The sequence below is a fragment of the Bradyrhizobium arachidis genome, assembly GCF_015291705.1.
GTDB classification, from domain to species: Bacteria; Pseudomonadota; Alphaproteobacteria; order Rhizobiales; family Xanthobacteraceae; genus Bradyrhizobium; species Bradyrhizobium arachidis.
In genome coordinates this window covers 2,868,034-2,890,080 of sequence record NZ_CP030050.1, presented here as the reverse complement: position 1 = coordinate 2,890,080, position 22,047 = coordinate 2,868,034, and the positions used below count along the sequence as shown (strand labels likewise).

Annotated in this window: 20 protein-coding genes, 1 tRNA gene and 1 riboswitch; of the genes, 15 read left to right on the top strand and 6 right to left on the bottom strand. The window is 64.5% G+C overall.

The features are described from left to right. Positions 1–61 precede the first annotated feature (61 nt). Together WN72_RS13395 and WN72_RS13390 are read left to right on the top strand one after the other, a co-directional pair. Positions 62–784: an SGNH/GDSL hydrolase family protein gene (locus tag WN72_RS13395; RefSeq protein WP_244553877.1), complete on the top strand. Its 723-nt coding sequence runs from the start codon at positions 62–64 to the stop codon at positions 782–784. A 174-nt stretch (positions 785–958) separates the two neighbouring features. Continuing rightward, positions 959–1,219 (top strand): hypothetical protein, encoded by a 261-nt coding sequence (locus tag WN72_RS13390; RefSeq protein WP_092218090.1) that lies wholly within the window; start codon positions 959–961, stop codon positions 1,217–1,219. Between the two features lie 748 nt (positions 1,220–1,967). Here WN72_RS13390 and WN72_RS13385 read toward each other — a convergent pair. Continuing rightward, a tRNA-Gln gene (locus tag WN72_RS13385) sits at positions 1,968–2,042 on the bottom strand. Between the two features lie 256 nt (positions 2,043–2,298). Between WN72_RS13385 and WN72_RS13380 the strand changes: the two genes are divergently transcribed. Further along, positions 2,299–4,074 carry an acyl-CoA dehydrogenase family protein gene (locus WN72_RS13380; protein ID WP_092218089.1) on the top strand — a complete coding sequence of 592 codons (1,776 nt, stop codon included), beginning with the start codon at positions 2,299–2,301 and terminating at the stop codon, positions 4,072–4,074. Positions 4,075–4,296: 222 nt separating this feature from the next. On the opposite strand, the gene WN72_RS13375 is transcribed toward WN72_RS13380, so the two are convergent. Then, complete coding sequence (locus WN72_RS13375) at positions 4,297–5,535, bottom strand: MFS transporter (protein WP_027558321.1); 1,239 nt, start codon at positions 5,533–5,535, stop codon at positions 4,297–4,299. A 256-nt stretch (positions 5,536–5,791) separates the two neighbouring features. On the opposite strand from WN72_RS13375, the gene WN72_RS13370 reads away from it, so the two are divergent. The 8 genes from WN72_RS13370 (at position 5,792) to WN72_RS13335 (ending at position 14,884) form a co-directional block, all read left to right on the top strand. Beyond that, a complete protein-coding gene (locus WN72_RS13370; protein WP_027558320.1) occupies positions 5,792–6,550 on the top strand; it encodes an enoyl-CoA hydratase-related protein in 759 nt (252 codons plus the stop codon). A gap of 178 nt (positions 6,551–6,728) precedes the next feature. Beyond that, complete coding sequence (locus tag WN72_RS13365) at positions 6,729–8,384, top strand: bifunctional metallophosphatase/5'-nucleotidase (protein ID WP_092218088.1); 1,656 nt, start codon at positions 6,729–6,731, stop codon at positions 8,382–8,384. Positions 8,385–8,511: 127 nt separating this feature from the next. Beyond that, complete coding sequence (locus WN72_RS13360) at positions 8,512–9,441, top strand: histone deacetylase family protein (RefSeq protein ID WP_027558318.1); 930 nt, start codon at positions 8,512–8,514, stop codon at positions 9,439–9,441. 74 nt (positions 9,442–9,515) lie between these two features. Then, on the top strand, positions 9,516–9,767 hold the full coding sequence (locus WN72_RS13355; RefSeq protein WP_027558317.1) for an exodeoxyribonuclease VII small subunit: 252 nt from the start codon (positions 9,516–9,518) through the stop codon (positions 9,765–9,767). Positions 9,768–10,360: 593 nt separating this feature from the next. Next, positions 10,361–12,289 carry a 1-deoxy-D-xylulose-5-phosphate synthase gene (gene dxs, locus WN72_RS13350; protein WP_027558316.1) on the top strand — a complete coding sequence of 643 codons (1,929 nt, stop codon included), beginning with the start codon at positions 10,361–10,363 and terminating at the stop codon, positions 12,287–12,289. 38 nt (positions 12,290–12,327) lie between these two features. Next, positions 12,328–12,882, top strand: coding sequence for a nucleoside 2-deoxyribosyltransferase (locus WN72_RS13345; protein WP_092218086.1), 555 nt, complete (start codon positions 12,328–12,330; stop codon positions 12,880–12,882). 27 nt (positions 12,883–12,909) lie between these two features. After that, complete coding sequence (locus tag WN72_RS13340) at positions 12,910–13,644, top strand: TlyA family RNA methyltransferase (RefSeq protein WP_092218085.1); 735 nt, start codon at positions 12,910–12,912, stop codon at positions 13,642–13,644. Further along, positions 13,637–14,884, top strand: a complete 1,248-nt coding sequence (locus WN72_RS13335; RefSeq protein ID WP_092218084.1) for a class I SAM-dependent RNA methyltransferase — start codon at positions 13,637–13,639, stop codon at positions 14,882–14,884. The genes WN72_RS13340 and WN72_RS13335 overlap by 8 nt, the downstream gene beginning before the upstream one ends. Positions 14,885–14,942: 58 nt before the next feature. Here the strand turns inward: WN72_RS13335 and WN72_RS13330 are convergent, their stop codons facing one another. Then, positions 14,943–15,545: a hypothetical protein gene (locus WN72_RS13330; RefSeq protein ID WP_027558312.1), complete on the bottom strand. Its 603-nt coding sequence runs from the start codon at positions 15,543–15,545 to the stop codon at positions 14,943–14,945. A 220-nt stretch (positions 15,546–15,765) separates the two neighbouring features. On the opposite strand from WN72_RS13330, the gene WN72_RS13325 reads away from it, so the two are divergent. Further along, on the top strand, positions 15,766–16,824 hold the full coding sequence (locus WN72_RS13325; RefSeq protein ID WP_027558311.1) for a class I SAM-dependent methyltransferase: 1,059 nt from the start codon (positions 15,766–15,768) through the stop codon (positions 16,822–16,824). A 28-nt stretch (positions 16,825–16,852) separates the two neighbouring features. On the opposite strand, the gene WN72_RS13320 is transcribed toward WN72_RS13325, so the two are convergent. After that, on the bottom strand, positions 16,853–17,236 hold the full coding sequence (locus WN72_RS13320) for a bleomycin resistance protein (protein ID WP_092218082.1): 384 nt from the start codon (positions 17,234–17,236) through the stop codon (positions 16,853–16,855). Between the two features lie 134 nt (positions 17,237–17,370). Here WN72_RS13320 and WN72_RS13315 point away from each other — a divergent pair, with 134 nt between their 5' ends. Then, complete coding sequence (locus WN72_RS13315) at positions 17,371–18,012, top strand: carboxymuconolactone decarboxylase family protein (protein ID WP_231164296.1); 642 nt, start codon at positions 17,371–17,373, stop codon at positions 18,010–18,012. 240 nt (positions 18,013–18,252) lie between these two features. On the opposite strand, the gene WN72_RS13310 is transcribed toward WN72_RS13315, so the two are convergent. Beyond that, positions 18,253–18,885, bottom strand: a complete 633-nt coding sequence (locus tag WN72_RS13310) for a hypothetical protein (RefSeq protein ID WP_027558308.1) — start codon at positions 18,883–18,885, stop codon at positions 18,253–18,255. A gap of 184 nt (positions 18,886–19,069) precedes the next feature. Beyond that, a complete protein-coding gene (locus tag WN72_RS13305; protein WP_092218081.1) occupies positions 19,070–19,939 on the bottom strand; it encodes a DUF1194 domain-containing protein in 870 nt (289 codons plus the stop codon). A 326-nt stretch (positions 19,940–20,265) separates the two neighbouring features. Continuing rightward, positions 20,266–20,353, top strand: a riboswitch (Fluoride riboswitch). A 95-nt stretch (positions 20,354–20,448) separates the two neighbouring features. Between WN72_RS13305 and WN72_RS13300 the strand changes: the two genes are divergently transcribed. Continuing rightward, positions 20,449–21,654, top strand: a complete 1,206-nt coding sequence (locus tag WN72_RS13300) for an MFS transporter (RefSeq protein ID WP_092218080.1) — start codon at positions 20,449–20,451, stop codon at positions 21,652–21,654. After that, positions 21,654–22,043, top strand: a complete 390-nt coding sequence (crcB, locus tag WN72_RS13295; RefSeq protein WP_092218079.1) for a fluoride efflux transporter CrcB — start codon at positions 21,654–21,656, stop codon at positions 22,041–22,043. Before WN72_RS13300 ends, crcB begins: the two co-directional genes overlap by 1 nt. Positions 22,044–22,047: the final 4 nt, after the last annotated feature.

Sequence of the window (22,047 nt, the reverse complement as noted above, 5' to 3'; positions counted from 1 at the left end):
TCGATTTGTTCTGCCATGCGTAAGCCGAACCGCTCGAACAATAGCGTCGATCGGTGCTGCCGTGATTATCGGTTTGTCCAGCACAGCGCCCTCTCAAGCGCAGGACGAGGCATCATCTGGCGAGAGATGCCTTGCTGCAAATTTGGATGTTTCGCTTGGCGCACAATTGCCCCGCACGGCGGCGCGTTTGAGATCTGGTGAGCCGCTAAAGATTGTCGCGATCGGATCATCGTCGACGGTGGGGCTCTGGGTACTTCGGTCTGCGGCCACATATCCGCAGGTGATGCGCCGAGAACTCTCGAGGCTTAGATCCAACGCAACGATCGAGGTCATCAACAGCGGTCGAGTCGGCGATACGATTCCGAACAACATCGCGCGGTTCGAGCGTGACGTTTTCGCGCACGCTCCTGATCTCGTTATCTGGCAATTAGGTACTAATGACGTCGCCTGGGGTGGCCGGCCGGACCAAGGGCTCAAAAGAAGCGTTCTTGAAGGGGTAAGGGCACTTAAGGCGGGGTCTGCCGATGTCGTGTTGATGGATCTGCAATATGCGCCACAGGTGCTCGCTTCCGCTAGCTACTCAACGATGGAGGGCATCATCGCCGATGTCGCGAAGCAGGAACGGGTCGGGCTGTTCTCTCGTTTTGCGCTGATGCGAAACTCGATCAACGCCGGAGTTGCGCAGAGCGCGCTCGTAACGTGGGACGGATTGCACAACACCGCCGATGGTTATGATTGCATTGGACGAGCCCTTGCCCGAGCCATCTCAACGAGTGCGCGTTGAGAGGCCCTAGCTTCGAAGGCCGTGGGTTCACATGAGTTTGGGCACCGGCCGTGACAGCGATGCCGAGCGTGCAGATGCCCATTAACGCGAACAAAGACCAATTGTCTTCGACAATCACCGCATCTCGCGCAGCGGTGATAGCAACTCGCGCCGACGCTGTCAGGAGGTGCGCTCATGCACCATTATGCCAGCCAACTTGTTGACCTGTTACTGGTGCTTATTGCCGCGTGGATGGTGCCGGCCACCATCTTTATTATCTACGCCTATTTCGCTCGCCTTAAGAATCCGGTCAGCGAATCGGTCTTTGGACGTGTGGTCATCGTTTCCTTGTTCATCATAACCACGTCGATTTGGCTCCCGATAATTGTGGCCGCCATAGTCCTATCACTGATCGGTCATTTGTGGTTCCGCTTCAGGGGACAACTACGCAAATAGCTAGATATTGAAAAAGATGGAGTCGAACTAGAGCGGCCCACCAGAAAGCTAAAAAAGGGAAGCGAAGTAATGTCCGCGTTTCTCCTAGCTCTGACGATAGCTACCATCAATTTTATCACAGTCGCCACGGCTGCAGAATGGCGACCGCAGTTTCTCTCCGCGTGCCGAAACGGTTGCGGGCAGCAAGGCGGCTTTTCGACGGACGCTTGCTTGCAGATTTGCATCTGCATGGCTTCAGAATTGGAAACGAAGTTTAGTACCGAGACTCTAGGCTCCATTGATCCCCCGAGTGCTGAGCAACTACACCAAACTAACGAAATCAGAATGCTTTGCGTCCGGCGAGTACTAGGACGTTAGAGCTGTTGCTATTGGCTCGAAGTCGTTTGTGGGCTTCAACTCTGACTTGGCCTCTAGGGCAGTCCGTCCGAGTGTCGTGGACTTACATATGCCGCGCGATGCTGATGTGATGTCATTCGGGGGCGCCAACCTACCTTTGAGGCGGTAGCTAAAGCGCAAGCCGCACGGATGGAGTTGACAGTCGGCGCAGCGCGCAAGGCCACACACAAAATGCGCGCAAGAGGCAAAAAATCGCGTTGGCAAGGCGCTCGCAATTAATACCGCATCTCGAGCCTCGGCGAAGGAAGAAACGAAAGCGGCACAGAATTTCCAAATGACGGGACAAACGAATTTCCAAATGCCCTCAAAAAGCACACGAGGACAAAGTCTTTTCGAATTCATGTAGTTAGGGTGGCTGGGGCGGGAGGGATCGAACCTCCGAATGGCGGAATCAAAATCCGCTGCCTTACCGCTTGGCTACGCCCCAACTGGCGACCGGGACGGGCGGAAGCACGGGCTACCGCAGATTCCCTTCGGTCGCAGCCGGTCTATAGGGAGCGGCGCGGCATTTCAACCGCCTGGAGGGGCAAAATACCGGGGGTCCGGGGGCGGCCGCGCCACACTCTATTATGGGGCATGATTAGGGATCTGGCGGCGGCCTGCTCCGCCCCCGCCTCCCGCCCATTGAGACCCCAGCCGTTTCATGGGAATACGGCGCCAAATGATGTCCACGGGAGTGAGCCATGACCTACCGCGCGCCGATTTCTGACATGCTGCTGTCGCTCAACCATGGCGCCGGCCTGAAGGCCGCCGTGGAAGCCGGCCATTACGGCGATTTCGACGCCGACATCGCCGCGGCCGTGCTGGAGGAAGCCGGCAAGTTCGCGACCGACGTGCTGGCGCCGCTGAACAAGGTCGGCGACGAGCACGGCATCAAGCTTAGTGACGGCAAGGTCACGACCGCGCCGGGCTGGCCGGACGCCTACAAGCGCTGGACCGATGGCGGCTGGAACGCTGTCTCGGGTCCGGAAGGTTTCGGCGGCCAGGGCCTGCCGCTCGCGATCAACGCCGCCTGCACCGAGATCTGGAGCGCCTCCAACGTCGCCTTCGGCCTCTGCCCGCTGCTGACGGCCTCCGCGATCGAGGCGCTGGAGGCGCATGGCAGCGACGAGCTGAAGACAATCTATCTCGAAAAGCTCGTCACCGGCGAATGGACCGGCACGATGCAGCTCACCGAGCCGCAGGCCGGCTCAGACGTCGGCGCGCTGCGCACCCGCGCGGAGAAGCAGGCCGACGGCACCTATCGCATCAAGGGGACGAAGATCTTCATCACCTATGGCGAGCACGACATGACCGACAACATCGTGCATTTCGTGCTGGCGCGCCTGCCCGACGCGCCCGCCGGCACCAAGGGGATCTCGCTGTTCCTGGTGCCGAAGTTCATGGTCAACGAAGACGGCTCGCTCGGCGCACGCAACGACATCTTCGCCAGCGGCGTCGAGCACAAGCTCGGCATGCATGCTTCGCCGACCTGCACCATGACGATGGGCGACCATGGCGGCGCGATCGGCTTTCTGATTGGCGAAGAGAACCAGGGCATGCGCTGCATGTTCACGATGATGAATCAGGCTCGCCTCGGCGTCGGCCTCGAGGGCGTCGGCGTTGCCGACCGCGCCTATCAGCAGGCCCTCGCCTATGCCCAGGAGCGCAAGCAGGGCCGCGCCGTCGGCAAGAAAGGCGACGGCTCGGACCCGATCTTCGTGCATCCCGACGTCAAGCGCATGCTGATGCGGATGCGGGCGCAGACCGCGGCCGCGCGCACCATCTGCTATGCGACCGCCGTCGCGCTCGACGTCTCCATTCGCGCCAGGGATCCCAAGGTCCGTGCCGAAGCTGCCGCGCGCGCGGCGCTGCTGACGCCGATGGCAAAGGGCTATTCCACCGACATCGGCAACGAGGTCGCCTATCTCGGCGTGCAGGTGCATGGCGGCATGGGCTTCATCGAGGAGACTGGCGCGGCGCAGCACTATCGCGATGCACGCATCACCGCGATCTATGAGGGCACCAACGGCATCCAGGCGATCGATCTCGTCACGCGAAAACTCGCGGCCAATGGCGGCGCAGCGGTGTGGGCGCTGCTCGACGAGCTTGCGGCGACCGTCAAGCAGGTGGAGGCCTCCAACGATCCCGCTTTCGGCACCACGGGCGTAAAATTGCGCGAGGCGCTGGAGGCCTTGACGCGCACCAGCAAATGGCTGCTGGAGCGCGTGACCTCCGCCCCGAACGAGGCGCTCGCCGGCGCAACGCCGTATCTCCAGCAGTTCGGCTCCACGCTCGGCGGCTGCATGCTCGCCTCCGAAGCGCTTGCCGCGAAGGCCGACGGCCTTGGCGATGTGCCGCGCTACGTCTCGCTCGCGCGCTTCTTCGCCGAGAACATCGCGGTGCAGGCCGGCGCGCTCGAGCGCACCGTGACGGAGAGCGCGGACTCGGTCGCAGCGGCGGATGCGGTGTTGTTGTAGGCGAAGTTCCGCTCTGACAGCGATGTAGCGGGAGGCATCTCCTCCTCCCCGCTGTCATTCCCCGCGAAGGCGGGGAATCCAGTACGCCGCGGCCTCTCGAAAAACGACTTGGGTCTCGGAATACTGGATCGCCCCGATCAAGTCGGGCGATGACATCGAATGTGCGGCACGCGTGTGCCACGAGCATGCAGCGGCCCCGGATTGCGCTTCGCTCCATCCGGGCTACGAAGCCACGACCTTCACGCGTCTTCCCGGCCGCCACAGCACGACACCCGCGGCCACCAGGTCCAGCATGACGCACATCGCGAACGCCGTGGTGTAATCGCCGGTAAAACTGCGCACGAGGCCGACGATGCCGGGGCCGAAGGCGCTGACGATGCCGCTGATCGAAGTGCCCAATCCCATCGCGGCGGCGAAGGCGGTAGAGCCGATCTCGCGCTGGATGATCAGCGGCGGGAACGTGATCATGTTGCCGATCGAGAAGCCGTAGACGGCGCAGCACACCAGCAGCACCGTCGGGCTGGTGGTCTGCAGGAGCACGAACAGCGCGGCGGCCTGGCTCGTCATCGACGCCGCGCAGGCAAGCCTGGGATCGAGCCGGTCGACGAACAGGCCGAGCGACAGGCGGCCGACCACCGCCATCGCCGCCATGACGGTGACCGCAAGGCCTGCGGCGTGACGGCCGATCAGCGGCTCGAGGAACGTCACCTGGTGGATGATGAATCCCATCTGTGCGAGAAGCGCGATCGCGATCGGCAGCACCATGGTCCAGAACGCCGCGTTGGCGAGCAGCGTCCTGCGCGAATGCGCCGGCACGGCCACACCACCGGCGTCCGCGTTTGCGCCGGAGCTCGGCGACATCCCTGAGGGCCAGCCGATGAAGCTCACGACCACCGGCAGCACCAGCCCCACCATCACGATCGTTGCTGTCAGCATCGCCGGACGGAAGCCGATGCTGCCCGTCAGCGACAGCAGCAGCGGCACGAGGATGATGCCGCCGCAAGTTGCGCCGTTGAACGCGAGGCTGAGCGCGAGCCCGCGGCGGCGCTCGAACCAGGCGTTCAGCACCGTCGCGATCACCACGGTGCCCATCCCGGTCCAGCCGACCGCCATCAGCGCATAGGCGAGATAGAGCTGCCACGGCGTCTGCATCAGCGCCAGCAGCGCGGTCGAAGCGCCGAGCGCCGACAGGCCGCAAAGGATCAGCGCACGCAACCCGATGCGGGCGAGCAGATCGTCGGTGAAGATGACGAGGACGGAGGTCAGCAGGAACGAGAAGGTGCTGGCGGCGGAGACCAGCGTGCCGGGCCAGCCATGGGCGCGCTGCAGCTCGGCAAGATAGACGCCCTGGCCGTAGAGGCCGAAGCCGAACATGAAGAAAGCCATCAGGAAGCAGGCCAGCACCACGCGCCAGCCGCGATAACGCAGCGAGGATTCGTCAGCCTTCGTTGCGGCAATCATCGGTCGAGCGCTCGGCCAAGATGAACGGCATGCGCAACCCTGCCCCACAACCAACGGTTTTTCAAATGAAACATTGTAGCCAATTGTTGCAATGCGCAACGGCTCATGCGACACGATGAGATGAGCGCCATGCGCAGAGACTTCACAGGGTCGTTCCCGAAAAGGTCGAGCTGCCGCATTGGCACGCCTGCAAGATCATGTAGGCTGAGCGTTGCGAGACTCGCCAGCAGCGTCGCGGCGGGTGCAGGGGGTTGTTATGGCGAATGGCAATATCGTCGTCACCGAAGAGCGCGGAACCCGCGTGATCACCCTGCGCCGCCCCGGCAAGAAGAACGCGATCACGCAGGACATGTACCGGGAGATGAGCCACGCGATCGATACCGCGCAGAACAATCCCGACATCCGCTGCATGATCATCACCGGCGGCTCCGGCGTGTTCACCGCCGGCGACGACATCGACGACTTCCTGAAGGCCGACGCCGCGCGACCGGAGACGCTGTCGAACGGCGCAAAATTTCTCTATTCGCTCGCGCTGAACGTCAAGCCGATCATCGCGGCGGTCGACGGCGCCTCGATCGGCATGGGCACGGTGATGCTGTTCCATTGCGATTACGTGCTGGCCTCCACTGCCGCGACCTTCTCGGCGCCCTACATCAATCTAGGCCTCGTGCCGGTCGGCGCGGCCAGCCTGTTGATGCCGCACACGATGGGCTATCAGCGCGCCTTTGCCATGCTGGTCATGGGCCGGACCTTCACCGCCGAGCAGGCCGAAGCCGCAGGCTTCGTCAACACCGTGGTCTCGCCGGGACATACCGAGGTCGAGGCCCGCAAGGTGGCGCGCGAGATCTGCAAGCTGCCGGCCGAGGCGGTCGCGACCTCGCGCCGATTGCTGCGCGCCGCGCCGGAAGAGCTCACCCGCCGCATCGACCAGGAAGCCCATCTGTTCGGCGAGCGGCTGAAGTCGGACGAAGCCGTCGCCGCGTTCAACGCGTTCGCGAACAGGAAGAAGCGGTGAGGCCCGTCATTCCGGGGCGCGCGTAGCGCGAGCCCGGAATCCATTCGGACGGCAGCGTCGGTGGATCAATGGATTCTCAGGTGCGCAATTGCGCACCGTAGCTCGCGACTTCGTCGCGCCCCGGAATGACAGCGAGAACTTTCGTGAAATATTCGCGCTGAACGACTAGTCTGGTTCCATGCGATACCGATCCATCCTTGCCGCACTCGCGCTCATCTCCGCCCTGCCCGCCTCTGCGCAAACCGCCGCGCCGGTCGAGCTGCGCGTTCTCGCGATCAACGATTTTCACGGCAATCTGCGGCCGCCGCCGGGCGGCATCCGCATTGGCGATCCCGAGGACAAGAGCAAGAAGGTGATGGTCGCCGCCGGCGGGGCCGAGTACATGGCGACGCTGGTCAAGCAGCTGCGCGAGGGACACAAGAACACGATCTTCGTCGCCGCCGGCGATCTGATCGGGGCGAGCCCGTTCCTGTCGGCGATGTTTCACGACGAGCCTTCGGTGGAAGCGCTCTCGATGATGGGGCTGGCGATCACATCGGTCGGCAATCACGAGTTCGACGAGGGCAAGACGGAGCTCTTGCGGATGCAGAACGGCGGCTGCCATCCGCTCGACGGCTGCCAGGGGCCGCATCCGTTCACCGGCGCCAAATTCCACTATCTCGCCGCCTCCACCGTCGAGACCGCGACCGGCAAGAGCGTGCTGCCGCCTTACGAGATCCGCGAGTTCGACGGCATCCCCGTCGCCTTCATCGGCCTCACCTTGAAGGAGACCGCGGGCATCGTCTCGCCGTCAGGCATTGCCGGGCTCGAATTCCGCGACGAGGCCGAGACGGTGAACGCGCTGGTGCCTCAACTGAAGGCGCGCGGTGTCGAGGCGATCGTGGTGCTGATCCATCAGGGCGGCGAGCCCTCGGGCGACTACAATGAATGCCCTGCGATCACGGGCCCGATCGTCGACATCGTCAAGAAATTCGACCGCGCCGTCGACGTCGTCGTCAGCGGCCACACCCACCGCGCCTATGTCTGCGACATCGACGGCCGGCTCGTCACCAGCGGCGATAAATACGGCACGCTGGTCACCGCGATCGACCTCAAGCTAGATCCCGCAACGCGCGACATCGTCGGCGCGAGAGCCGACAACGTCATCGTCGCCAATGCCTCACTGGCGAAAGACCCCGAGCAGACCGCGCTGATCGAGGCCTATGACAAGCTCGCAGCTCCCATCGCCAATCGCCCGGCCGGCTCGGTGACGCAGACGCTGTCGCGCGTGCCGAACGAAGCCGGCGAGAGCGCGCTCGGCGACGTCATCGCAGACGCGCAGCTTGCCGCAACGAAAGACGCCAAGGACGGCAGCGCCGTCATCGCGCTCACCAATCCCGGCGGCATCCGCACCGACATCGTGCCGAAAGAGAACGGCGCGATCACCTTCGGCGACGTGTTCTCCAGCCAGCCGTTCCGCAACCGTCTCGTCACCATGACGCTGACGGGGAGCCAGCTCAAGGACATGCTGGAGCAGCAATGGCTCGATCCGAAGCGGCCGCGGATCCTGCAAGTGTCGAACGGATTCAGCTACACCTGGGATGCGTCAAGACCGTTCGGCGAGCGCGTCAGCCTCGAGACGATGACGCTCAACGGCAGGCCGATCGAAGCCGGCAGCGGCTACCGCGTCACCCTCAACGATTACCTCGCCGTCGGCGGCGATGGCTTTACCGTCGCCAAGCAGGGCACCTCGCCGCAATATGGCGGCTATGACGCGGACGCGCTGTTCGCCTTCTTCCGGGCGCACGGGCCGATCGGTCCGCTACCGCCGACCCGCATCCTGCGGGTGAATTGATCCGGATCAAGCGGACTGGCCCACAGTTTGCCATTCCGCAGGGAACACCTAGATTGGGATTTGCATTGCGTTTTGGCGCCGGATGCGTCAACGACGTCGAGAGCCCGTATTCTGTGAGGCCGACCTGATGAGCACGCTTCTCCTCTCCCACAAGGCCTGCCTCGACCACGTCACGCCGCCGGGACATCCTGAACGGCCCGACCGCCTGCGGGCGGTGGAGGAAGCGCTGTCGCATGAGCGCTTCCAGTTCCTGGTGCGCGACCAGGCGCCGGAGGGCGATCTCGATCTCGTCACGCTCTGCCACAACGAGCATTACGTCACCGAGCTGCGCCACATCGCGCCGACCAGCGGCCAGGTCTATATCGACGGCGACACCTCGATGTCCCCCGGCACGTGGGAAGCGGTGATGCGCGGCGTCGGCGGCGCGGTGGCGGCGACTGAAGCTGTCATGAATGGCGAGCACCGCAACGCCTTCGTCGCGGTGCGCCCGCCCGGCCACCACGCCGAGATCGGCAAGCCGATGGGCTTCTGCTTCTTCGACAATGTCGCGATCGCCGCGCGCCATGCGCAGCGCAAATACGGCATCAAGCGCGCCGCCATCGTCGATTTCGACGTGCATCACGGCAACGGCACGCAGGACATCTTCTGGTCGGACCCGACCGTGATGTACTGCTCGACGCACCAGATGCCGCTGTTTCCGGGCACCGGCGCCAAGGGCGAGCGCGGCGATCACGACACCATCGTCAATGCACCGCTCGCGTCCGAGGACGGCGGGCCCGAATTCCGTTCCGCGTTCGAGAGCCTGATCCTGCCGCGGCTGGAAAAATTCAGCCCCGAGCTGCTGATCATCTCCGCCGGCTTCGATGCGCATTACCGCGATCCCCTGGCGTCGCTGAATCTGCGCGCCGAGGACTACACCTGGGTCACGCGTAAGCTGATGGACCTTGCCGACAAGTCCGCCGGCGGGCGCGTTGTCTCCGTGCTCGAAGGCGGCTATGACCTGCAAGGATTGAAAGAATCTGTTACGGCGCATGTCGGCGCCCTGATGGGCGCCTGACGACGCCCGCCACATTAAGCCCGCAAAACCCGCCTCCACTCCAGGGAAAGCGAATAGGGCGATCGGAAACGGATATGGCCGAAAATACCCAAGTCGACGTCTCCAGGCTCACCTTCGAGCGCGCGATCGAGGAACTCGAAACGATCGTGAAGCGGCTCGAGGACGGCAAGGTGCCGCTCGAGGAATCCGTGACGATCTACGAACGTGGCGAAGCCCTGAAGCGCCGCTGCGAGGACCTGCTGCGCCAGGCCGAGGCCCGCGTCGACAAGATCACCACCGATGCCAGCGGTCAGGCCACCGGCACCGCGCCGCTCGACGTGCAGTAAGGCCGACACGCCCAATTCCATTCTGACCGGCGCCGCCTGCATGGAAGGCTTCATGCGGAAGTTCCGTCCGTATTTTCCGTGGGGGTGGTTCCGCGGACGTTCCGGCTGCGGAACCGGCCAATGCCTTGGCCGGCCGGAACCAGGCCGCGAGCGGGCAAAAAGCACATATTTTCACCGAAAAGCACTGCGAACGAAGCAGGCGGGTAGGAACCGCCGGTCCCTGCCCAAGGTTAACCAATCTGGCCCGCCGGTTGCAGCTGCATGGCCGTAATCGGCGGGGCGGGTTGGCTTTGGCCCAAGCTTTGGTGTAAAGCTGCGCGGAGTGTGGCTTTTTGCGAGCCTTGCGTGGGCACTGATTACCGACGACAAGCGCTTCAAACTGCTGGTGAATTGGCTGGGACGGACGAAGCCGATCTAAGTGACAGGGATCACAGAGACTGAACCGGAGCGCACCTAAGCTCACCTAAGCTTGAAGACGGGGCCGTGCCCCAGGCAGGTGGCTCCGACGGTTTTAGGATTCGCGCTGCGCCGATATTGTGCAAACCCATCGCGCACCGGAACGACCTTCCGGCGCTGACAAATTGGAAATCGCCGTGAACGCATACAGTAAGACGCCGCTTCTCGACACCATCCGGACCCCGGACGACCTGCGCAAGCTCAAGATCGAGCAGGTTCGGCAGGTCGCAGACGAGCTGCGACAGGAGACCATCGATGCCGTCTCGGTGACCGGCGGTCACTTTGGCGCGGGCCTCGGCGTGGTCGAGCTCACCACCGCGATCCATTACGTCTTCGACACGCCGCGCGACCGGCTGATCTGGGACGTCGGCCATCAGGCCTATCCGCACAAGATCCTCACCGGCCGCCGCGACCGCATCCGCACGCTGCGCACCGGCGGCGGCCTCTCCGGCTTCACCAAGCGCAGCGAGAGCGATTACGATCCGTTCGGCGCCGCGCATTCCTCGACCTCGATCTCGGCCGGTCTCGGCATGGCGGTCGCGCGTGACCTCTCCGGCGGCAAGAACAACGTTATTGCAGTGATCGGTGACGGTGCGATGTCGGCGGGCATGGCCTATGAGGCCATGAACAACGCCGGCGCCATGAACTCGCGCCTGATCGTCATCCTCAACGACAACGACATGTCGATCGCGCCGCCGGTCGGCGCCATGAGCGCCTATCTGTCACGCCTCTACTCCGGCAAGACCTATCGCACGCTGCGCGATGCGGCCAAGCAGATCAACAAGCGCCTGCCCAAGATCATCGCCAACCGCGCCAACCGCGTCGAGGAATATTCGCGCGGCTTCATGATGGACGGCGGTACGCTGTTCGAGGAGCTCGGCTTCTATTACGTCGGCCCTATCGACGGCCATAACCTCGACCATCTGCTGCCCGTGCTGAAGAACGTGCGCGACATGGAGACCGGCCCGATCCTGGTCCACGTCGTCACGCAGAAGGGCAAGGGCTACGGCCCGGCGGAAGCCTCCGCCGACAAGTACCACGCCGTCGTCAAGTTCGACGTCGCGACCGGCACGCAAGCAAAGGCCAAGCCGAACGCGCCGGCCTACCAGAACGTGTTCGGCCAGAGCCTCGTCAAGGAAGCCCAGAAAGACGACAAGATCGTCGCCATCACCGCGGCAATGCCGTCCGGCACCGGCGTCGACATCTTCAACAAGGCGTTCCCGGACCGCACTTTCGACGTCGGCATCGCCGAGCAGCATGCTGTGACCTTCGCCGCCGGTCTTGCGACCGAAGGCTACAAGCCGTTCTGCGCGATCTACTCGACCTTCCTGCAGCGCGGCTACGATCAGATCGTGCATGACGTCGCGATCCAGAACCTGCCCGTGCGCTTCGCCATCGACCGCGCCGGCCTCGTCGGCGCTGACGGTGCGACCCATGCCGGCTCGTTCGACAACGCCTATCTCGGCTGTCTGCCCAACATGGTGATCATGGCGGCGGCGGACGAAGCCGAGCTCGTGCACATGGTGGCGACCCAGGTCGCGATCGACGACCGTCCGAGCTCGCTGCGCTATCCGCGCGGCGAAGGCCGCGGCATCGAGATGCCCGACGTCGGCGTTCCCCTCGAGATCGGCAAGGGCCGCATGATCCGCCAGGGCAGCAAGATCGCCCTGCTCTCCTTCGGCACCCGTCTCGCCGAATGCGAGAAGGCGGCCGACGAGCTCGCCGCCCTTGGCCTCTCCACCTCGATTGCGGACGCGCGCTTCATGAAGCCGCTCGACACCGATCTGGTGCTCAAGCTCGCCCGCGACCACGAGATCCTGATCACGATCGAGGAAGGCTCGGTCGGCGGCTTTGGCTCGCATGTCGCGCAGTTCCTGACCGACCAGGGTGTGCTCGACGGCGGCATGGTCAAGTTCCGCACGATGGTGCTGCCTGACGTGTTCCAGGACCACGACACGCCGGCGGCGATGTACGCCCGCGCCGGTCTCGACGCCAAGGGCATCGTCGCCAAGGTGTTCGAGGCGCTCGGCAAGGACGTGAAGACCGAGACGGTCAAGCTCGCCTAACGGCGAGCTTCGACCATCGGCGAAGAAGCGCGACTCTCATGAAAATCTATCTGGCAGGACCCGACGTGTTCCTGCCGGATGCGGTTGAGATCGGCCGGCAGAAAGCCGCGATCTGCGCCGCGCACGGGCTCACCGGCCTCTATCCCCTCGACAACGCGATCGACCTCGCCTCGCCCACCGCCTCCCGGCAGATCTTCTGCGCCAACGAGGCGATGATGGACGAGGCCGATGCCATCATCGCCAACCTCACGCCGTTCCGCGGCGCCGGCGCCGATCCGGGCACTGTCTACGAGCTCGGCTACATGGCCGGCCGCCGCAAATTCTGTCTGGCCTATTCCAACGATCCCGCCACCTATGCCGACCGTCTCGGCCGCTTCGCTGACGTCACCTCCGCGGACGGGCGGCTGGTCGATGCGCAGGGGCTGACGGTCGAGGACTTTGGCCTCGTCGACAACCTCATGATGATCCATGCGCTGGAGCTGCACGGCTGCCCCTTGGTGATGCCAGCGCAGATGCCGATCGACGTCTGGCACGATCTGGCTGCGTTCGAGACTTGCGCCCGGATGGCGGCCGCGCGAATGATCGCTACATAAGCGACAAGCCCAGTCCTGGAGAGTCGATTGTCCCCTGCCCGCAAGCGTTCGGATGTTCTGCTGGTCGAGCGCGGCCTGTTTGAGAGCCGGGCGCGGGCGCGCGCGGCCATCGAGGCCGGGCTCGTCACGGCCGACGACAAGCAGGTTTCAAAACCGTCGGAGACGATCGCCGAGGACGCCGTGATCCAAGCCGAGCCTGCGCACCCCTACGTCTCGCGCGGCGGCGTCAAGCTCGCCGGCGCGCTGGAGCGCTACCCGATCGACATCGAGGACCATGTCTGCCTCGACGTCGGCGCCTCCACCGGCGGCTTCACCGAGGTGCTGCTGGCAAACGGCGCGAGCCTCGTCTTTGCCGTCGATGTCGGCACCAGCCAGCTGCATCCCTCGCTGCGCGGCCATCCCAAGATCGTGTCGATGGAGGAAACCGATATTCGCAGCTATGACGGCAAGCGGCTGCCGGCGCGGCCCGATGTCGTCGTCATCGACGTCAGCTTCATCTCGCTGAAAACCGTGCTGCCCGTGGCTCTGTCGCTGGCGGCAGCGCCGATGAGCCTGCTCGCGCTGATCAAGCCGCAATTCGAGGCTGACAGGAAGCACAACAAGAAGGGCATCATCCGCGACACCGCCGTGCATCAGGAGATCTGCGACGACATCGCGGCGTTTGCGGCTTCGCTCGGCTGCACCGACATCGAAATATTCCCCTCCCCGATCGCGGGCGGCGACGGCAATATCGAATTCTTCCTGGGCGCGCGCCGTGGTTGAGCGCCTGAGGATCGATCACGTCGGCCATCGCGGCGATGGCGTCTGCCTCGACGCGGGCGAAGCGATCTATGTGCCCTACACGCTTGGCGGCGAGACCGTCGAGGTCGACCACGTCGCGGGCAACCATCCCGATCGCCGCAAGCTGCTGGCAGTGGACGTCGCCAGCCCCGAGCGGATCGAACCGTTCTGTCCGCATTTCGGCATCTGCGGCGGCTGCGCCATCCAGCACTGGGCCGCAGAGCCCTATCACGCCTGGAAGCGCGGCATCGTGGCCGAGACGCTGGCACAGGCGGGCATCGTCTGCGAGGTGGCGCCACTGGTCGATGCCCATGGCGCCGGCCGCCGGCGCGTCACGCTTCATGGAAGATTTGGCACACATGACGTGCTCAAGGTCGGTTTCTCGGCGGCGAGCTCGCACGACGTCATCCCGATCCATCGCTGCCCGATCCTCGATCCCGGCCTCGAAGGTGCACTCGACGCCGCCTGGGCGCTGGCCGAGCCGCTGACGTCGAAAATGCCGGTGACGAAACCGCTCGACATCCAGATCACCGCGACCGTCAACGGCCTCGATGTCGACGTGCGCGGCTCCGGTCCGCTGCCGACACCGATCGTCACCATGCTGTCGCGCGTCGCCGAGCAGCATCGCCTGGCGCGGCTGACGCGGCATGGCGAGCTGGTGCTGCAACGACTGGCACCGATCGTGAAGATGGGCCGCACTGAGGTGACGCTGCCGCCGGGCTCCTTCTTGCAAGCCACCGTCGCGGGCGAAGAGACGCTGGCCGCGCTCGTAGCCGAGCGCGTCGGCAAAGCCAAGGAGGTGCTCGACCTCTTCTGCGGCGTCGGCCCGTTTGCGTTGAGGCTCGCTGAGAAGGCGCGCGTCACCGCCTATGACAACGACGCCGGCGCGATCGCCGCACTCGCGAAAGCCGCGCGCACGCCCGGCCTGAAGCCGATCAGGTGCGAGCCGCGCGACCTGTTCCGCCGCCCGCTGGTGCCGCAAGAGCTGCGCGACTTCGACGCCGTGGTGTTCGATCCCCCGCGTCAGGGCGCGCAGGCGCAGGCCTTGAAGCTCGCCGCGAGCAAGGTGCCTGTGGTGATCGCCGTGTCCTGCAACACCGCGACCTTCGCACGCGATGCGCGGCTCTTGATCGATGGTGGTTACAAGATCGAGAACGTGGTGCCGGTGGACCAATTCCGCCACACGCCGCATGTGGAGCTTGTCGCGAGGTTCACGCGGTAGTCTTTTTGTTTGAGCATGACATTTCGGGAAACCGCTGCACACTTTCCCGGGTCATGCTCTAGCGCCGCAGCCCGCTCAACGCCGGCGACTCGCCAGGCAACATGTTCGATCGGATATCGCTGTCCATGCGGCTCGAATCCTGCTGGACGACACCGGCGCCGAACGACAGGCTGAGGTTGGAGGTCGGCTTGAACTCGACGCCCGCGAACGCGCTGTAGCCGGGCGACGCACCGGAGGTGAGCGGCGCCAGCGAGCTGCCGATGCCGTCGCCGTATTTCAGCGAGTTGAAACCGGCAAAGAACGTGACCGGCATGCCGCCCGCGGTCTTGGTGTTGTAGCCAAACTGCGTGCTGTCGTAGGACAGCGCGCTGAAATTGCCGGCCGGGACGGACTGGCTGAGGCCGCTCAAGCCCAGATTGCCGCGCGCGCTTCCGACAAAGAAACCGGGACGAAAATCATAGCCCCCGTTGGCATCGCCCGCATTGAAGCTCGGAAAATTGCCGTAAGCGTCGGCGCTCTGCACGGCGCTGCCGCCGAAACCGAAGGGCCCGCCCGGAATCCAATATTGTAGCGGGGCGGCCTGCGCATGGGCCGGCGCATCGCCGAGGCAGAGCACCGCGAAGAGAGTTGCAAGAGCGCAGGAACGAGCGAAGCTGGGCATTCAGGTGACCGTCAGAAACCTCGCAGATTATATGCCCAGGATCGTGCAAATGCCAGCGACGCAATACCCGCGGTTACGCGGTCCAGTTCCGGCCATCACCTTTTCCTGACGCCGTGAACCTCGCCTCTGACGGGCGGACCCATTTACAGGGCATGCAGCGCGCTCCCGACAGTGGATGTGCGCGGACCCTTGAAATGTCCGCCATCGCATGGAGGCTATCATGGACGTCGATACCGACAGGTTGAATGCCTTTATGGGCAAGATGATCACCGAGGTCGGGGCGGCGATGAACGCATCGCTGGTCCTGCTGGGCGACAAGCTCGGCCTTTACCGCGCCCTCGCCGCCAAAGGACCGATGAACTCCGCCGAACTGGCGAGCGCCACCGGAACGACGGAGCGTTATGTCCGCGAATGGCTCTCGAGCCAGGCGGCGTCCGGCTACGTCGAATATGACTCCGCATCCGGAAAATTCTCGATGCTGCCGGAGCAGGCTATGGCGCTTGCCGACCCGGACAGCCCGGTATTCCTCGGCGCCGTCGGCAACGTCATTGCCGCGGCGTTTCTCGACGAGCCGAAGATCACGGATGCGTTCAAGTCCGGCAAGGGCGTCGGCTGGAACCGGCGCAGCGAGTGCCTGTTCTGCGGCACCGCCCGCTTCTTCCGCACCGGCTACATGCATCATCTGGTGCAGGAATGGCTGCCTGCGCTGGATGGCGTCGTGGACAAGCTGAAGCGCGGTGCCAAGGTCGCCGATGTCGGCTGCGGTCACGGCGTCTCGACGCGGCTGATGGCGGAAGCCTTCCCCAATTCGCGCTTCTACGGCTTCGACTATCACGAAGGCTCGATCGAAGCGGCGCGAAAGGCTGCAGCCGAAGCAAAGCTCGGCGATCGCGTCAGCTTCGCGGTGCACTCGGCCAAGACCTATCCGGCCGAGGGCTACGATCTCGTCTGCTTCTTCGACTGCCTGCACGACATGGGCGATCCCGTCGGCGCCATCAGCCACGTGCGGCAGACCATGGCCAAGGACGGCACCTGCATGCTGGTCGAACCGTTCGCGGGCGACCGCCTCGAAGACAATCTCAACCCGGTCGGGCGCGTCTACTACGCAGCGTCCACCATGATCTGCACACCGGCCTCGCTCGATCAGGAGGTGGGGCTGGCGCTCGGCGCCCAAGCCGGCGAGGCAAGGCTGCGCAAGGTCGCGAGCGAAGGCGGCCTGTCGCGCTTCCGCCGCGCCGCCGAGACGCCGTTCAACCTGATCCTGGAGGCACGGATCTGAACGCGCGCGAGCGCCGCGGCCGACGGTGTCAGGCCGCGTCGCCGACGCCCATCCCGAACGTGATCTGGTTGCCGTCGGCATCGACGACGTCGAAATCGCGCATGCCGTAGTCGCGATCCTCCGGCCGGTTGAGCAGTCTGGCCCCGCGCCCCGAGACTTCGGCATAGATCCGATCGACGTCGCGAACGAAAACGCAGAGACCGCCATGTCCGGGCAGCCGTTTCGTTGCGGCCGCCGCGAGCAGATGCAGGCCGACCTCGTCCCGGCAGAGGCAGGCATAGGACGGGGGTTGGCCATATTCGAAGGTGACCTCGAAGCCGAGCACGTCGCGGTAATAGGCAAGGCTGGCAGCGATGTCTGAGACGGCGAAGACGGTGGCTGAGCCCGCCATCATCCGGTGTTCGTCGGTCATCGATCCCTCTCCATCGCAAGCAATCTCCTGCGCGCAGTGTAGCATGCGCGCCCAAGGCCTTGCACGGGCCAGGCTGCAACGTAAGCTGGCGATCGAACAAGGCGGCATGAGTCCGCCGGCATGGGAGGATGACGATGAAATATTCCGGCCTGGCGTTGGTTGCGCTGCTCGCCATGACGATCTCCGGCGCGGGCCGCGCAGCCGAGCCGACCCGCTTCACGCCGCTGAAAGCGGACGAGCTCACGCCGCCGCAGAAGGAATGGGCCGATGCGATCGCGGTGCCGCCGCGCAACGCCAAGTTCACCAACCCGCCCTACCGCGCCTATATCCGCAACCCCGAGCTGGCGCCAAAGCTTTCGGCGATGTCGGACTACCTGCGCTGGAATTCGTCGCTGCCGGCGCGCCTCAGCGAATTCGCCATCCTGATCACGGCACGGCAATGGACCGCCCAGTACGAATGGTTTGCGCATTATCCGCTGGCGATGAAAGCCGGCCTCGATCCGCAGGTCGCCAAGGACCTCGCCAACGGCATGCGGCCGCAGACGATGAAGGACGACGAGGCCGCGCTCTATGATCTCGCGATGGCGCTCTACCGCGACAAGAAGGTGTCCGACGCGGTCTATCGCGCCGCCCAGCAGAAGTTCGGCGAGCGCGGCATCATGGATATCATCGGCCTGATCGGCTATTACGACCTGGTCTCGATGACGCTGATCACGATGCAGGCGGAAGCGCCGAACGACAGCGTCCCGCCGCTGCCGCCGCTGGCTGCGAAGTAGTTGCGCCGCGCAGGCCCCGACGACTCTATCACCGTCACCCTGAGGTGGCCGCTTCTTTCAGCGGCCCTCGAAGGGCGACGGCCCGGCTGGTAGCCGCGCGGAAGGATCGGGGCCGTGCATCCTTCGAGGCTCCCGGCGCGATGCGTTGCATCGCGCCACTCGCACCTCAGGATGACGGATTGGATAGAGTCGTCGTTGCGGAGGAACCAACGCAATCCGCAGGCTAACAGCCGTAATCGGCTAGGCCGTCTTGTCCACCGAGGACGAGCCGTCAGCCGGCGGATATTTCGTCACCGGGACCATGAAGGACTTGGTGCCGACTTGGTAGATGATCTTGCCGTTCTTGCCGTCGTCGGTCGCGATCTGCGACTGGCCGAACATGATGACGTTCTTGTAGAGGTAGCCGGTGCCTTGGCGGGTGATGCCGTCGGTGGTGACGCTGACCGTGGCTTCCTGGCCGTTGATGGCGAGGACGCGAAAGCTTGCGCTCTTGCCATTGTCGGCCGAATAGCCGCCCCAGCTTCCCATGAGATTGTTGTCGGAACCGGGAGGCGCCTGCTTCGCGAGAGTGGCGGTCGCCTGGCCGCCGCCGGCGGAGAACACCAGCGCGAGATTCTTGCCATCCTTGGTGCCGACAGTGACGTTGCCGTAGGTGATGGTCGCCCCATTGACCTCGCCGAAACCGCGCTCTGTATGCCCATTATGGGTATACTCGATCTGGGCTCGGGCTCCCCGGATGTTCACGACCTTGAAGCCGACTTCCTGATTGTTGCCCGCCCAATTGCCTTTCCAGTCACCGACCAGGTTGCTCTGGTGATACATCCGCTCGTTGGCGGGCGAGATCTGGTTGGTGCTAGACGAGATGACGGCCATTGGATTGCTCGGCGGACGATCCTGACAAAGACGCTTTCGTTCGCATGTCGGCGCACAGTATCAGGACATGATCCTGAAACAGCTGGAAACAATCGGATTAGGACCACGCACTGGTTAACGAGCCGTTAAGTTCAACCGGGGCGCGAGTGAGGCAAACGGTCCCGTTCGAAAGGTCGCGCGCGTCTCAGCGGCCCCAGCGGTCAGACCAGATCTTCTCGCCGATCATGCAATTGACCCGCGGCTCCCTGTCCTTGTCGGCAACGGGAATCACGGGGCGCTCCGGCGTGCGGCCCGCAACCTCCATCAGGAGTTTCGTGCGGATCGCTTCCTTGAACTTCTCGCGATCCTTGATCGAGATCACGAAGGAGCCTGGACCGCCGATGACGCAGTCCTCGTAGTAGTAATCGAGATTGTCGATATCCATCGTCGAGTAGGACGGCTCCTTGACCATGATCGGCAGGCCGTTGATGACGATGCCCTTCTCGAGCGCGGCATCGCGCGCCACGGTCACGGGGCCGCCATTGTTGTTAGGACCGTCGCCCGAGATGTCGATCACGCGACGCAGGCCGCGATAGGGATCCTCCTCGAACAGCGGCATCGCGAAATTGATCGCGCCGGAGATCGAGGTGCGCGAGGCGCGCCGGATCGGCGTCTTCATGATCTCGGCCGCGACCGCATCCGCGGTCTCCGGTCCGTCGACCAGCCGCCAGGGGATGATGACCTTCTGGTCGCTGGAGGCGGCCCATTCGAAATAGGTCACCGCGATCCGGCCGTTCGGACCGAGCTTCAGTGCCTGGAGGAATTCCTTCGACTGGATCGCCTGCGCATAACCTTCGCGCTGCACCGCAAGCTCGTCCATGTCCATGGAGTAGGAGACGTCGACCGCCAGGATCAGCTCGACGTCGACCGTCTGTGCATCCTTGTCGGCTGCCAGCCGTTGCGGCTGATGTCTGGACGGCTCAAATTTGGGTCCCGGTGCCGCGATTCCCGCGACCTCCCCTCCGGCGAACATGCCGGCCACCAGCACAGCCCCGATCGAGAACAGCAAGCGCATCGCAGTCTCCCGTCGTATGACGCGATGGTGACATGCATTCGTCTTACCGCAAAGCGCGAAGATCGCTTGCGCTTCACATTCGAGTTAGGATTTTCGCGCTTTGCGCAAAGCCGCCGCCGTGTTGCCGCGCTTGCGTCATCGGAACGCGTGCCTAGTCAAAGCACAGTCATTCCGGGGCTCGCGAAGCGAGAACTCCGGCGCGCCCCTTGCGCGCCTGAGAATCTCGAGATTCCGGGTTCGATGCTGCGCATCGCCCCGGAATGACGGTGTTAGTGGAGCTACTCCCCCCGCCCACTTGTCCGGCGCGATTTCCATGCTAGGCTGGACGCACAGATGGGGATGGAGTCCCCCGACAACCGCCCGGCGGCTCAGACTGTACCTGGACCGTAATGGGCTGATGACTCCTGCTTGAGGTGGGGCAATCATTGAGCCTCCGCCTTTGGCGGGAGCATGGACAAACCCGCCGATGGCGGGTTTTTTGTTGCCTGAAGCCGGACGAAGGAGAAGGCGTGACGACGACACCGAATGCTGCGCGCAGCGCGTTGCCCAGGGGGATCTGGGTGCTCGGCTTCGTCTCGATGCTGATGGACGTCTCCTCCGAGATGATCCACGCGCTGCTGCCGGTCTATCTCGTCACCGTGCTCGGCGCCTCCACGCTCACCGTCGGCTTCATCGAGGGCGTCGCGGAGGCGACCGCCTCGATCACCAAGATCTTTTCGGGCGCGCTGTCCGACTGGCTCGGCCGCCGCAAGCTGCTCGCGGCCCTCGGCTATGGGCTGGCCGCGATGACGAAGCCGCTATTTCCCCTCGCTCCCAGCGTCGGATGGCTGGTCGCGGCGCGCTTCATCGACCGGGTCGGCAAGGGCATTCGCGGCGCGCCGCGCGATGCGCTGATCGCCGACATCGCGCCTGCGGGCCTGCGCGGCGCAAGCTTCGGCCTGCGGCAGTCGCTCGACACCATCGGCGCCTTCGTCGGGCCGCTCGCGGCGATCGGCCTGATGTGGTGGACGGCGGATAATTTTACCCTCGTGTTCTGGATGGCCGTGCTGCCGGCCTTCCTGTCCTTCGCCCTGATCTCGCTCGCGGTCCACGAGCCGGAGCCGGACCCGAGCCGGCAGCCCGCGACGAATCCGCTGAACCTCGCGGCAATGCGGCAGCTCGGACCGGTGTACTGGCGCGTCGTGGCGGTCGGCGTCGTCTTCACACTGGCGCGCTTCAGCGAGGCCTTCCTGATCCTGCGCGCGCAGAACATCGGGCTCAATGCGATGTGGGTGCCGGCGGTGCTGGTGTTGATGAACATCACCTACGCGCTGTCGGCCTATCCGGCCGGTGTGCTCTCCGACCGGATCAACCGGACCGGCCTGCTCGCGCTCGGTCTCGTCTTCCTCGCCGGCGCCGATCTCGCGCTCGCGCTGCTGCCGAGCCTTGCGGGCCTCGCGCTCGGCGTCGTGCTGTGGGGGCTGCATATGGGGCTGACGCAAGGCCTGCTCTCGGCCCAGGTCGCCGATGCCGCGCCGCCGAGCCTGCGCGGCACTGCCTTCGGCTATTTCAACCTGTTCACGGGGCTTGCCCTGCTGGCCGCAAGCGTCATCGCCGGCGCGCTGTGGGATGCCTATGGTCCGGCGGGCACGTTCCTCGCCGGGCTCGGCTTCGCGCTGGTGGCGCTCGTGGGGCTGCTCACTGTGGGCAACGGCCTCGTCGCGGAGGACAAGTGATGCTGAGCGGAGTGATCGCGATCGTGATCGGCAGCGTGCTCGGCGGCTGCGCGCGCTATTTCGTCTCCGGCGCGATCGCCCGGCGGCTGGGCGAGACGTTTCCGTGGGGCACCATGACCATCAACGTCACCGGCGCCTTCCTGATCGGCATTTTTGGCGCGCTGGCAACCCATCCCGGCTCGGTGTTCGCATCGCCCAATCCCTGGCTGTTCGCGGTGACCGGCTTCCTCGGCTGCTACACCACGGTGTCCTCGTTCAGCCTGCAAACGCTGACGCTCGCCCGCAATGGCGAGCCGCTGCACGCGCTCGGCAATATCGTGTTCTCGGTCGGGCTGTGCCTCGCCGCCGTCAGTTGCGGCTTCCTCCTTGCAGACAGTCTTGGAGGCTAGACGC

Coding starts and splice junctions, on each gene's coding strand:
- WN72_RS13390 (WP_092218090.1), top strand. CDS start 959: ATGCACCATTATGCCAGCCAACTTGTTGACCTGTTACTGGTGCTTATT.
- WN72_RS13380 (WP_092218089.1), top strand. CDS start 2,299: ATGACCTACCGCGCGCCGATTTCTGACATGCTGCTGTCGCTCAACCAT.
- WN72_RS13375 (WP_027558321.1), bottom strand. CDS start 5,535: ATGATTGCCGCAACGAAGGCTGACGAATCCTCGCTGCGTTATCGCGGC.
- WN72_RS13370 (WP_027558320.1), top strand. CDS start 5,792: ATGGCGAATGGCAATATCGTCGTCACCGAAGAGCGCGGAACCCGCGTG.
- WN72_RS13365 (WP_092218088.1), top strand. CDS start 6,729: ATGCGATACCGATCCATCCTTGCCGCACTCGCGCTCATCTCCGCCCTG.
- WN72_RS13360 (WP_027558318.1), top strand. CDS start 8,512: ATGAGCACGCTTCTCCTCTCCCACAAGGCCTGCCTCGACCACGTCACG.
- WN72_RS13355 (WP_027558317.1), top strand. CDS start 9,516: ATGGCCGAAAATACCCAAGTCGACGTCTCCAGGCTCACCTTCGAGCGC.
- WN72_RS13345 (WP_092218086.1), top strand. CDS start 12,328: ATGAAAATCTATCTGGCAGGACCCGACGTGTTCCTGCCGGATGCGGTT.
- WN72_RS13330 (WP_027558312.1), bottom strand. CDS start 15,545: ATGCCCAGCTTCGCTCGTTCCTGCGCTCTTGCAACTCTCTTCGCGGTG.
- WN72_RS13325 (WP_027558311.1), top strand. CDS start 15,766: ATGGACGTCGATACCGACAGGTTGAATGCCTTTATGGGCAAGATGATC.
- WN72_RS13320 (WP_092218082.1), bottom strand. CDS start 17,236: ATGACCGACGAACACCGGATGATGGCGGGCTCAGCCACCGTCTTCGCC.
- WN72_RS13315 (WP_231164296.1), top strand. CDS start 17,371: ATGAAATATTCCGGCCTGGCGTTGGTTGCGCTGCTCGCCATGACGATC.
- WN72_RS13310 (WP_027558308.1), bottom strand. CDS start 18,885: ATGGCCGTCATCTCGTCTAGCACCAACCAGATCTCGCCCGCCAACGAG.
- WN72_RS13305 (WP_092218081.1), bottom strand. CDS start 19,939: ATGCGCTTGCTGTTCTCGATCGGGGCTGTGCTGGTGGCCGGCATGTTC.
- crcB (WP_092218079.1), top strand. CDS start 21,654: ATGCTGAGCGGAGTGATCGCGATCGTGATCGGCAGCGTGCTCGGCGGC.